We start from the raw sequence: 11970 nt of genomic DNA, 5'->3' as shown, positions 1-11970 counted from the left end.
GAGACGATGTTGACGAACCTCCAAGGGACGCCGGCTGAGACGGGGGTGCATGGCGAACTTCGCCAGGACACGTCCGTGGGTGGCAAGGACCTCACCAGATGGGACACCCGGGCAGGCCGGCGCCTGGTGGGAGTGGTCCACCGCCTCAGCCAGGTACTGGGCCCGCACGGCGCACTGATCCTGACGCTGCTGGTGGGGGCGGTCATTTCCGCCGCCTTGACCGCCGCGTTCAGCGAGGTCTATGAAGCGGTAGTGGCCGCCGACGGGGTGGCGGGACTTGACCACCCGATATTGGCGGCCAGCAAGGACCTCCGCACCCCCGCCCTGGATGTGGCTGTCACAGCATTCACCGATGTTGGCGGGACCATCGGCATGCCGGTCCTCGCCATCGCCATCATGGCGGCGCTCGCGTTGCGGCGCCGCTCCTGGACCCCCGTCATCCTGATCGTCACCGCGGGCCTGGGTTCACTGCTGATGACCATCGCCGGCAAGCGCCTGGTGGGACGAACGCGGCCGGACCTCAGCGACGCCGTACCGCCCTACGAACACTCGGCATCGTTTCCCAGTGGGCACTCACTGAACGCGGTGGTGATTGCAGGCATCGTGGCGTACCTCATTATCCTGCGGCTCCACTCGAACCGCGCCCGCATCATCACCGCCGCAGCGGCAGCCCTCTTCGCCGTTGCGATCGGCCTGAGCAGGGTCTTCCTGGGCCATCACTGGCTCACCGATGTGCTGGCCGCCTGGGCACTGGGTGCTGCCTGGCTGGCGATCGTGATCACCGCCCACCGCCTCTACCTGACGGTCAGGAAGCACCACGAACCACGAGACGTTAAGCACACCCCTGCCGGGAATAAGTAACAAATGCCGCCGCTCGCCTTGATTCTTCGGGGATTTCCCACTGAGGCCCCGATCCGGGGTGCGTAATATTTCTCAATATTGGTTCGACGTGATATTAGCGGAGGTCTAGCTTGTTCTGGTGAGCACTCAGACAAGCACCCCCTCCCCCGCAGGGAAGACCGGATTCCAGCTCCCCAAGTGGGCGGGTTCCTTCGGCTTCCAGATCATCGCCGCCCTCATTGTGGGTCTTGGCCTCGGCCTGCTGGCAAAGTACACCGGCAGCACCAAGACCAACCCCAACGCCCTCGGCGCCACTCTGCAGACCATCGGCTCAAGCTATGTGTCGCTGCTGCAGACCGCCGTTGTTCCGCTGATCTTCACCGCCGTGGTCAGTTCCATCTCCAACCTGCGGCAGGTATCCAACGCCGCCCGGCTGGCGTGGAACACGCTCCTGTGGTTTGCCATCACGTCGCTGATCGCCGTGCTGATCGGCATGGGCCTGGGCGTGCTGCTGCAGCCCGGCGCCAACACCGGCATCTCCGGAGACGCCAAGTACACCGGCAAGTCCGGTGACTGGTGGGCCTTCCTCGTGGGCCTCTTCCCCAAAAACTTCCTCGGCCTGGGCGCCAGCTCCACCGTCGCCGATTCCGGCGCCGTCACCACGTCGGTCAGCTTCAACGTCCTGCAGATCCTGGTCATCGCCATCGCCGTGGGCGTCGCCGCACTCAAGGTGGGCAAGGCCGCAGAGCCGTTCCTCACCCTCAACGCATCAGCCCTTGCCGTGATCCAGAAGGTGCTGTGGTGGATCATCCGCATCGCGCCGCTGGGCACCATCGGCCTCATCGGCAACGCCGTCGCCGTCTACGGCTGGGACACCATCGGCTCACTGGGCAAGTTCACCGTGGCCATCTACGCGGGCCTGGTCCTGGTGCTGTTCGTGGTCTACCCCATCCTGATCCGCAGCCACGGACTGTCCATCAAGCAGTACTTCTCCGGCGTATGGCCTGCCGTGCAGCTGGCCTTTGTGTCCCGTTCCTCCGTGGGAACCCTGCCGCTGACCCAGCGCGTGACCGAGCGCAGCCTGGGCGTGCCCCGCGCCTACGCCTCGTTCGCCGTGCCGCTGGGCGCCACCACCAAGATGGACGGCTGCGCAGCCATCTACCCCGCCATCTCGGCGATCTTCGTGGCCCAGTTCTTCGGAATCCACCTGGACTTCAGCCAGTACCTGCTGATCGCCCTGGTCTCCGTTCTTGGCTCCGCCGCCACGGCCGGCACCACCGGCGCCGTGGTGATGCTCACGCTGACGCTCTCCACGCTGGGACTGCCGCTGGCCGGCGTCGGACTCCTCCTTGCCATCGACCCCATCCTGGACATGGGCCGCACCGCGGTCAACGTCGCAGGCCAGGCGCTGGTCCCCACCATCGTGGCCAAGCGCCAGGGCATCCTGGACGAGTCGCTGTACAACGCACCCCGCAACGGCACGCCCTTTGTTGAAGAAGAAACAGGCAAAGACGCCGCCGCCGGTGGATCCGCCACGGACGGCACCAGCGCCGACACCGCACCCCGCGAACTGCAGGATGCAAAGGCGTAACGCGCACCAGCAATGAAAGGCGTCCCCGGGAGAACCTCCCGGGGACGCCTTTCTTGTTCAAAGGGCGGTGCCTCCGGCCAGTCACCGGCCGCCAGCAGTCAGCGGCCGCCGCCGCCAATCACCCCGTTCTGGACCGCTTTGGTCACCGCGTCGGCTTCCGCCTGCGTCAGCTTTCCATTCGCCACGGCCTTGTCCAGGCGGGTCTTGAGCGCGGCGGCGTGCTCGGACTGCTCCTCGCTGCGGATCTCCTGGAGGGCGGCCGTCACTTTCGCCTCATCCATGCCCAGCGACTCAGCCAGGGACTTGGCGAGCGCGGCCTCGCGCGCGGCGGGGTCCGGCTTCTGGCCGTCGGCGGGCGGAGTGGCGGGCTTGTTGGCGTCGCGGAAAGCCTTCAGCGCGTCAGTCACCTTGGCTTCGTCCACACCAAGTTTCGCTGCCAGCGCGGACGCCTGCTCCATGCCGCGGCCGCCGTGCCTGCCCATGCCGTCGTGGCCGGTGCCGGTACTGCCGTCAGTGGAGGCACTGGAACTTGCACTCGGCGCGGGAGTGGGAGTTGTGGTGGTGGCAGAGGCCATGCCGGCCACGCCGATTCCTGCGCCGAGCGCCAGCGCCGCGGCTGACAGGCCCAGGGTCATCTTCTTCGTGCGTGTCATTTCTTGTCTCCTGATTCGCCGTCGCCTGACGGCTTCTGGTGATACGCCTCGTGGCGGGACATTCCAAGCATCTGCGACCGGGTTCAGCAGAGGCTGTTGGGAACCTTTCGTTCTCCTGTGAATCCGGAGGCACCACGCACCCGAGCCTCCGCGCAGGACAACTTGCATGCAGTGCAAACTTGCACGTAGTGTAAGGGCGTGCCAAGCCCCTTTTCCCCGCCCGACGCAACCCAGGACGCCGGGTCCGCCGCCCCTTCCCGGCGCGAGCTGAACAAGGCCGCCACCCGCCAGGCCATCACCGATGCCGCCCTGGGACTCCTGCGTTCCAAGGGCCCCGGCAACTTCACGGTGGAGGACATCGCCGATGCCGCCGGAATTTCGCGGCGCACTTTCTTCAACTACTTCAGCAGCACTGACGCCGCCCTGGCGTCCATCGTCCACGGATTCCTGGACAACGCCATCCAGCAACTGCGCCTGCGCCCGTCCGACGAACCCATGCTTGAGTCGGCCCAGGCCGCACTGGTGGCCCTCGCCGATCCCAAGGCCATCGCGCCCCTGGCCGAATTGTTCACGCTGACCCAGCAGAGCCCGCTGATGTCACACACGGAACTGGAGGCGTGGGACCACTGCCGGGCCCAGGTCTTCACCGTGGCCCGCGAACGCCTCGCCGGCACCCCCGGTGAGCGGGACGAACTGTATGTCCATGCCCTGGCCGGCTCCATCATCTCCTGCGGAAAAGCCGCCATGGAAGTCTGGTTCAGCCGGCGCGGTCCGGACCTGTCACCCGCCTCCCTGGCGGAACTCCGCCAACTGCTTATTGATGCCATGGCCCTGCTGGGCGCCGGCTTCACCACCACTGCTTTCCCATCCGCCACCCGTTCCTCCTGATCAGATCGGTCCTCCCGCATGGCACTCCTCCTCTACCGCCTCGGCAAGTTCTCCTACCGCCGGCGCTGGCTTGTCATCTCCCTCTGGCTTGCCGTGCTGGTGGCCGTTGGCGGTTCCGCCGCGGCCTTCCATGGCACGCTGTCCAACAACTTCCAGATCCCGGGCACCGAGACCCAGCGGATCGCGGACAAGCTCAAGCAGGATTTGCCGGCAGCCTCGGGCGGAAGCGCCACGATTGTCTTCGAAGCCCCCGGGGGCGGGTTTACGGCTGAGAGCCGTGCGGCCGTCACGGATGCGCTGAAGAAACTCCAGACCATTCCCGAGGTCCGCGGCACGGTGGACCCGTTCGCCACCCAGGCCCAGGTGGACCAGGCCGGCAAAGCCATAACCGACGGCGAACAGCAGCTGGCGGCCGGCCAGGCGCAGCTTGACGCCTCCCGGACGCAGCTGGAGGCCGGGAAGGCACAGCTCGCGGCGGCCGAGCAACAGCTCACGGCCGCCGGCGCACCGGCAGCCGTGGTCGAGGCCCGGCTGGGCCAGCAAAAAGCAGCGCTGGCTGCCGGCCAGGCCAAGCTCGACGCCGGCGCCCAGGAACTGGAGGCCAACAAGGCGAAGCTGGAACTTGGCAAGCGCCAGGCCCAGGCCGCGTCCGCCATCCGCTTCGTCTCGGAGGACAACAAGGCGGCCGTGGCCCAGGTGCAGTTCAACACCTCCATCAACGGCCTGGCACCGGCGGTCCGCAAGCAGGTACAGGAGATCGCCCATCAGACGTCCTCCGCCGGCGTCCAGGCCTTTGCCAGCAAGGAAATCACCGAGGACATCTCGGCCCTGTTCGGGACGGCGGAGATCGTCGGCATCGCCGTCGCGGCGCTGGTCCTGATCCTCATGCTGGGCACCCTGATCGCCGCGGGCCTGCCGCTGCTGATGGCCGTCATCGGCGTCGGCGTGGGCGTGGGCATCACGTTCGCACTCTCAGGCCTGTTCGACATGAGCTCCATCTCCCCCATGCTGGCCCTCATGCTGGGCCTCGCCGTCGGCATCGACTATTCGCTGTTCATCGTCAACCGGCACCGGACACAGCTCCTGGCCGGCATGGACCCTGAGGAGTCCGTCGCCCGGGCCAACGGCACGTCCGGCAACGCCGTGGTCTTCGCCGGCCTGACCGTGATCATCGCCCTTGCCGCCCTGGTGGTCCCGGGGCTGCCGTTCCTCACCGTCATGGGCCTGGCCGCCGCGGGAACCGTGGCCGTGGCGGTGCTCGTTGCCATCACCCTGACCCCCGCCATGCTGTCCCTGATTGGCCGCCGCATCATCTCCAGGCGGGCCTGGGCCAAGTCCGAGGCGCACAACGCCGAGCCGGGCCACGAAGCCGCAGATATCGCCGTCGACCGCGAACGAAGCACCCACGGGTGGGGCGGCCTGGTCACCAAGCACCCCTGGGTGGCACTGACCGCCGGCATCCTCCTGCTGGGGACCCTGGCCCTGCCCGCCACCCAGCTCCAGCTGGCCCTGCCCGACGGCGGGTCCGAACCCGTGGAGTCCGAGGCCTACCAGGCCTACGACCTGACCGCCCGCAGCTTCGGCGAAGGCGTCACCGGACCGATCGTGGCCGTGGGCGAGTTCCCGGCGAACCTGGACGCGGCCCAGGCGCAGAAGCTGCAGTTCGACATCGCGGACAAGCTCCGGGCCGTGGACAACGTGGTCGCCGCCGTACCGGTGGCGCTCAGCGAGGACCGCCGGACCGCCGTCTTCCAGGTCATCCCCAAGGAAGGCCCGGCCAGCGCCAGCACGGTCAAGGTGGTCTCCGAACTCCGGGGCCTGAACGGCGAGATCAAGGCCGACTACGACGTTGCCATGGGCCTGACCGGCCAAACCGCCGGCAACGTGGATGTCTCCACCAAGCTCGGTGACGCCCTGCCGCCCTACCTGGCGATCGTCGTCGGACTCTCCCTGGTCCTGCTCCTGCTGGTGTTCCGCTCCATCGTGGTCCCGCTGCTGGCCACGGGCGGCTTCCTGCTGTCCCTGTCGGCCGCCTTCGGCGCCGTGGTGGCTGTCTACCAATGGGGCTGGCTGGGGAACGTCTTCGACGTGGCCAACCCCGGCGCCGTGCTGAGCTTCCTGCCCATCATCCTGATCGGTGTGCTGTTCGGCCTGGCCATGGACTACCAGGTGTTCATCGCCTCCGGCATGCGCGAGGCCTACATGCACGGGTCATCCGCCAAGGAAGCGGTGCGGGTGGGCTTCCGGCACGCAGCCGCCGTGGTCACCGCCGCCGCGATCATCATGGTCAGCGTGTTCTCCGGCTTCATCTTCAGCCACCTCACCATGGTCCGGCCGCTGGGCTTCGCGATGGCCTTCGGCGTCCTGTTCGACGCCTTCGTGGTGCGCATGACCATCGTCCCGGCCGTCATGTACCTGCTGGGCGCCAAGTCCTGGTGGCTGCCGCGCTGGCTGGACCGGATCCTGCCGGACGTGGACGTGGAGGGCGCCAAGCTCAACCGCGGCCAGGCCGCACCGGCTCCGGGCGAGCTGGTCCACTAGGCTGAAACCGTGCTCCATCTGATCCTCGCCTCCCAGTCCCCCGCCCGCACCAAGCTCCTGGCGGAGGCCGGCATCCGGCACACCGTGCTGGTCTCCGACGTCGACGAAGCGGCCGTCCAGGCGCAGTACGGCGTCACGGACCCGCACGACACCGCGCTGCTGCTGGCCCGCGCCAAGGCCGAAGCCGTCGCCGCGCTGCCGGAGGCGGAGGGTGCGCTGGTGCTGGGCTGCGACTCCGTTTTCGAGTTCGACGGCGAAGCGCACGGCAAGCCCTACACCGCCGACGTCGCGCGCGAACGGATGCTCCGCATGAGCGGCAGCGCGGGAGTTCTGCACACCGGGCACTGGCTGGTGGACTGCAGGGACACGGACGACGACGACGGCGCCGGCCGCGGTTCGGGCGCCACGCTCGGGGCGGTCGCCTCAGCCGAGGTTTCCTTCCTGGACATGGCCCCCGAGGAGATCGACGCCTACATCGCCACCGGCGAGCCGCTGCACTGCGCCGGATCCTTCACCATCGACGGCCTGGGCGGGGCCTTCATCCGGAAGGTCGACGGCGACCCGCACGCCGTCGTCGGCCTTTCCGTCTCCACGCTGCGCGGCCTGCTCGCTGCTGCCAACGTTCGCATCACGGACCTCTGGCCGCCGCGGTAAAGCAGCTCCTTTTGGGCACCACTTGTAGCTTCCCTACAAAGGCAGGCCGGTTTACACGCGGATTCCGCAAGTAATATCGGCGGAACCTCCAAAACCGCGCTAGGCTCCCTGAAGGAAAGAAGGAGACGCCTTGTCAGCAAATTTGGAGCAGTCCGCAGGAACCACGCAGCCCAGCCTCACAAAGGTGCTGATCGCCAACCGCGGCGAAATCGCCGTGCGGATCATCCGGGCGGCCCGGGACGAAGGCATCGCCTCCGTGGCTGTCTACGCTGACCCGGACCGGGATGCGCTGCACGTCCGGCTCGCTGACGAGGCCTACGCCCTGGGCGGGACCACCGCTGCCGAGTCGTATCTGGTCATGGACAAGATCATTGACGCCGCCCGCCAGTCCGGCGCCGACGCCATCCACCCCGGCTACGGCTTCCTGGCTGAGAACGCCGAGTTCGCCGCCAAGGTGATTGCCGCGGGGATCACCTGGATCGGCCCCTCCCCCGAGGCCATCTCCGCCCTGGGCGACAAGGTCCGCGCCCGGCACATCGCCGAAAAGGTGGGCGCTCCCCTGGTTCCCGGCACCGCAGACCCCGTCGAATCCGCTGAGGAAGTCCTGGAGTTCGTGGACCGGCACGGCCTGCCGGTAGCCATCAAGGCGGCCTTCGGCGGCGGCGGCCGCGGCATCAAGGTAGCCCGCACCCGCGAGGAAATCCCCGAACTCTACGAATCCGCGGTCCGCGAGGCAACCGCCGCCTTCGGCCGCGGTGAATGCTTCATCGAGCGCTTCCTGGACGCTCCCCGGCACGTGGAAACCCAGTGCCTGGCCGACGCCCACGGCAACGTGGTGGTGGTGTCCACCCGCGACTGCTCGCTCCAGCGGCGCAACCAGAAACTCGTCGAGGAAGCTCCGGCACCCTTCCTTACCGAAGACCAGAACCGCCGCCTCTACGAATCCTCCAAGGCGATCCTGAAGGAGGCCGGCTACCTGGGCGCCGGCACCTGCGAATTCCTGGTGGGCCAGGACGGGACCATTTCCTTCCTCGAGGTCAACACCCGCCTGCAGGTGGAGCACTGCGTCTCCGAGGAAGTCACCGGCATCGACCTGGTCCGCGAGCAGTTCCGCCTGGCCCGCGGCGAGGAACTGGGCTACGGCGATCCCGAGGTGCGCGGACACTCCATCGAATTCCGCATCACCGGCGAGGACCCGGGCCGCAACTTCCTGCCCGCCCCCGGTACGCTCCGCGTCCTGAAAAACCCCACCGGTCCCGGCGTCCGCGTCGATTCCGGCGTGGAACAGGGCGACGTCATCAGCGGGAACTTCGATTCCATGCTGTCCAAGCTCATCATCACCGGTGCCAGCCGCCCGCAGGCGCTGCAGCGCGCCCGCCGCGCCCTGGAAGAAATGGTGGTGGAGGGCATCCCCACCGTCATCCCGTTCGACCTCGCGGTCGTCACGGACCCCGCCTTCGCACCCGCTGAGGGGCCCTTCACGGTCCACACGCGCTGGATCGAAACCGAGTTCACCAACAACCTGCCGGCCTGGACCCCGGACACCCCCGCTGACGGCGAGGGCGCCGCCGAGGAGCGCCAGCGCGTCGTGGTGGAGGTGGGCGGCAAGCGCCTCGAGGTAGTCCTCCCCGCGTCCCTGGGCACCCCGGGAACGGCCTCGGCCGCCGCCGGCAAGCCGGGCAAGTCCAAGAAACGCTCCCGCTCCGCCGGCCCGGCCGCAGCCACCGGCAACGCACTGACCTCCCCCATGCAGGGCACCATCGTGAAGGTGGCCGTGACGCACGGCGATGTGGTCACTGAAGGCGACCTTGTGGTGGTCCTCGAGGCCATGAAGATGGAGCAGCCCCTCACCGCGCACCGGTCCGGCACCATCACGGGACTGACCGCAACTGCCGGGGAAACGGTGTCCGCGGGCGCCATCATCGCCACCATCGAAGACTAGAAAGCGGCACACGCAGCCATGCTCGCACCAAGTTTCCAGGAAGAAGTGGACCGCTACCACCAGGCGGTCCCCGAGATCACCCGGGGAAATCCGGCGCCGATCAAGGACCTGTACTCCCGGCTGGACGACGTCACCCTGGCCAACCCGTTCGGCGGCATAGCCCGCGGCTGGGCCCAGGTGGAGGCGCGGCTGGACCAGGCCGCGCGGCAGTTCCGCGACGGCGAGATGCTGGGCTTCGACACCGTCACCTCCTACACGGCCCGCGACACCGCTTACCTGGTGGAGACCGAACACTTCCGGGCACGGCTGGACACCGCCGCCACCACGGAGGAGTTCGCGCTCCGCGTGACCAGCATCTTCCGCCGCGAGGAGGGCTACTGGAAGCTGGTGCACCGCCACGCTGACCCCGCCGCCCGGCCGCAGTCCCGCCGCTCACTCACGCAGCCCCCGGCCTGAGCCGGCTGCCCCGCCGGCCTGCGGGTGCCTGGTGGGGCCCGCTGCCGGCAGGGTGCCCGCGGCGGGAATGCTGGCAGGCGGCGCCGGCAGGATGCAGACTTAGCACATGCTGCCTTTCCTGCTCCTCGCCTCCCGCGCGGAAGACGCCGCCGCTGAGGACGAGTATGCCGCGTACCTGAGGTACGGCGGGCTGGAGGAGCGGGAGCTGCACCGGATCCGGCTCGAAGCCGCTCCCCTGCCCCCGATGGACCTCTCCAAATACTCCGGCGTCATCGTGGGCGGCAGCCCGTTCACGTCCAGCGACCCCGCGGAGCACAAGAGCACGGTCCAGCACCGGGTAGAGCAGGAGCTGGCCGCACTGCTGGACCAGCTGGTGGCCCGCGACTTCCCGTTCCTTGGGGCCTGTTACGGGGTCGGAACCCTCGGGAGCCACCAGGGCGCCGTGATCGACCGGACCTATGGCGAGCCCCTCGGGGCGGTGGAAGTGGAGCTGACCCGCGAAGGCCTGCAGGACCCCATCCTGCAGGGCATGCCCCAACGCTTCACGGCGCTGACCGGGCACAAGGAGGCCGTCAGCTCGCTTCCCCCGCACGCAGTCCTCCTGGCACGGGCAGCAACCTGCCCGGTGCACATGTTCCGCATCAGGACCAACCTGTATGCCACCCAGTTCCACCCCGAACTGGACGCCGACGGGCTGGTGACGCGGATCGATATCTACCGGGACGCCGGGTACTTTCCACCGGAATCCGCCGAGGAGCTCATGGCGGCAGCACGGCGGTTCACCGTCACCGAGCCCATGGCGGTGCTGAAGAACTTCGTGGCCCGCTACGCCCGCTGAAAACGGCAATGCCCGGCGTGCCGAAAGGCAGCACCGGGCATTGGGGCAAACGAAGCGTCAGGCGACGTTGTTCTCGTAGTCCAGGTCGCGGGTCTCACGGGTGAGGAACAGCGCGATCAGGGTCAGCACAGCCATGGATGTCAGGTAGATGCCTACCAGCAGCGGGCTGCCCTTGGCAGCTTCCCACAGGGCGACGGCGATGAACGGGGCCACCGCGGCACCCAGGATGCTGGAGAAGTTGTAGCTGATGGCCGAGCCGGTGTAGCGGACGTTCGTGGGGAACAGTTCCGGCAGCAGCGCACCCATGGGGCCGAAGGTGAGGCCCATGAGGGAGAACCCGAGGATCAGCAGGCCCATGGTGCCCACGAAGCCGCCGCTGAACAGCGGGACGAACAGCAGGCCGAAGACGAAGATGCCGGCGGTGACGGCCATGAGCATCTTGCGGCGGCCGTACTTCTCGGCCAGCGGTCCGGAGACCAGGGTGAAGATGCCGAAGAAGACGACGCCGGCAATCAGCATCCAGAGGAAATCGTTGCGGCTGTAGCCAAGGCCCGGAACGAACGCGGCGGCAGCGGCCTCGGACATGGGCTTGCCGGCCTTTTCGGCTGCGGCCTTGGCGCCCTCCAGGGTGGGCTTGGTGCCGTAGGTCAGCGTGAACGTGGTCATCAGGTAGAACAGCACGTACGTGGCCAGCATGATGAAGGTGCCCAGGATCAGCTGGCGCCAGCTGGACTTGAAGACCCGGCCCAGCGGAAGCTTGGCTACCTCGTTGGATTCCACCACCTTGGTGAAGGCCGGGGTTTCGATCAGCTTGAGCCGGACGTAGAGGCCCAGGATCACCATGACGGCGCTGAGCAGGAACGGGACGCGCCAGCCCCAGGCCTGGAAGGCTTCCGGGGTCAGGGTGTAGCTGGCCACCAGGAAGATGACGTTGGCAATGATGAAGCCGATGGGGGCACCGAGCTGCGGGAAGGTGCCGTAAATGGCGCGCTTGTTGGCGGGGGCGTTCTCCGTGGCCAGCAGGGCCGCGCCGCTCCATTCGCCGCCGAGGGCCAGGCCCTGGGCGAAGCGCATGACCACCAGCATGGCCGGCGCCCAGAACTCCCAGCCCGGAACCAGCGCCGTGGGGAGGCAGCCGATGAGGAAGGTTGCGATGCCCATGGTCAGCAGCGACGCCACCAGGGTTCCCTTGCGGCCGAACTTGTCGCCGAAGTGCCCGAAGACGATCGAGCCGAGGGGGCGGGCAATGAAGGCCACGCCGAAGACGGCGAAGGAGCTCAGCAGCTGGGTGGTTTCGTTCGCTCCCGGGAAGAAGAGCTTCGGGAACACGAGCACGGCGGCCGTGGCATAGACGTAGAAGTCGTAGAACTCCACTGTGGTGCCGATCAGGCTGGCCACGATGACGCGGCCGCGGGAGTTCACCGGCTGGTGCGAACCAGGCACCTTGGTGGTATCGGTGGATGACATGGGTAAACGCTTTCGTGAGACCGGCCGGGTGCAGGGCAGTGCTGCCTTCCGGCGCGAATAGTTAGAGTTCGATCTTACTTCGCCGCGTCCAGTCAATGGA

At 67.8% G+C, this 11970-nt stretch carries 10 protein-coding genes; 8 read left to right on the top strand and 2 right to left on the bottom strand.

What is annotated here, in order from left to right; genetic code table 11:
- The first annotated feature begins 6 nt into the window (after window positions 1–6).
- Together VIK36_RS07005 and VIK36_RS07000 are read left to right on the top strand one after the other, a co-directional pair.
- Complete coding sequence (locus tag VIK36_RS07005; RefSeq protein ID WP_255174934.1) at window positions 7–861, top strand: phosphatase PAP2 family protein; 855 nt, start codon at window positions 7–9, stop codon at window positions 859–861.
- A gap of 118 nt (window positions 862–979) precedes the next feature.
- Window positions 980–2431 (top strand): dicarboxylate/amino acid:cation symporter, encoded by a 1452-nt coding sequence (locus tag VIK36_RS07000; protein WP_324644613.1) that lies wholly within the window; start codon window positions 980–982, stop codon window positions 2429–2431.
- 98 nt (window positions 2432–2529) lie between these two features.
- Here the strand turns inward: VIK36_RS07000 and VIK36_RS06995 are convergent, their stop codons facing one another.
- On the bottom strand, window positions 2530–3084 hold the full coding sequence (locus VIK36_RS06995; protein WP_324644612.1) for a hypothetical protein: 555 nt from the start codon (window positions 3082–3084) through the stop codon (window positions 2530–2532).
- Window positions 3085–3282: 198 nt separating this feature from the next.
- On the opposite strand from VIK36_RS06995, the gene VIK36_RS06990 reads away from it, so the two are divergent.
- From VIK36_RS06990 to VIK36_RS06965, 6 genes are all read left to right on the top strand, one after another.
- The gene (locus VIK36_RS06990; RefSeq protein ID WP_324644611.1) at window positions 3283–3972 is read left to right on the top strand and encodes a TetR/AcrR family transcriptional regulator; all 690 of its coding nucleotides are present in this window, start codon (window positions 3283–3285) and stop codon (window positions 3970–3972) included.
- Between the two features lie 18 nt (window positions 3973–3990).
- A complete protein-coding gene (locus tag VIK36_RS06985) occupies window positions 3991–6513 on the top strand; it encodes an MMPL family transporter (protein ID WP_324644610.1) in 2523 nt (840 codons plus the stop codon).
- 9 nt (window positions 6514–6522) lie between these two features.
- Complete coding sequence (locus VIK36_RS06980) at window positions 6523–7167, top strand: Maf family protein (protein WP_255174929.1); 645 nt, start codon at window positions 6523–6525, stop codon at window positions 7165–7167.
- Between the two features lie 130 nt (window positions 7168–7297).
- The gene (locus VIK36_RS06975; RefSeq protein WP_420716254.1) at window positions 7298–9109 is read left to right on the top strand and encodes an acetyl/propionyl/methylcrotonyl-CoA carboxylase subunit alpha; all 1812 of its coding nucleotides are present in this window, start codon (window positions 7298–7300) and stop codon (window positions 9107–9109) included.
- An 18-nt stretch (window positions 9110–9127) separates the two neighbouring features.
- The gene (locus VIK36_RS06970; protein ID WP_255174928.1) at window positions 9128–9565 is read left to right on the top strand and encodes a YybH family protein; all 438 of its coding nucleotides are present in this window, start codon (window positions 9128–9130) and stop codon (window positions 9563–9565) included.
- 106 nt (window positions 9566–9671) lie between these two features.
- Window positions 9672–10403: a glutamine amidotransferase gene (locus VIK36_RS06965; RefSeq protein ID WP_324644609.1), complete on the top strand. Its 732-nt coding sequence runs from the start codon at window positions 9672–9674 to the stop codon at window positions 10401–10403.
- Window positions 10404–10460: 57 nt separating this feature from the next.
- Here VIK36_RS06965 and VIK36_RS06960 read toward each other — a convergent pair whose 3' ends face one another.
- Window positions 10461–11870, bottom strand: coding sequence for an MFS transporter (locus VIK36_RS06960; protein ID WP_324644608.1), 1410 nt, complete (start codon window positions 11868–11870; stop codon window positions 10461–10463).
- Window positions 11871–11970 lie beyond the last annotated feature (100 nt).

Source organism: Pseudarthrobacter sp. LT1 (assembly GCF_035621795.1).
Taxonomy (GTDB): Bacteria; Actinomycetota; Actinomycetes; order Actinomycetales; family Micrococcaceae; genus Arthrobacter.
This window is presented reverse-complemented; position numbering and strand designations above follow the sequence as displayed.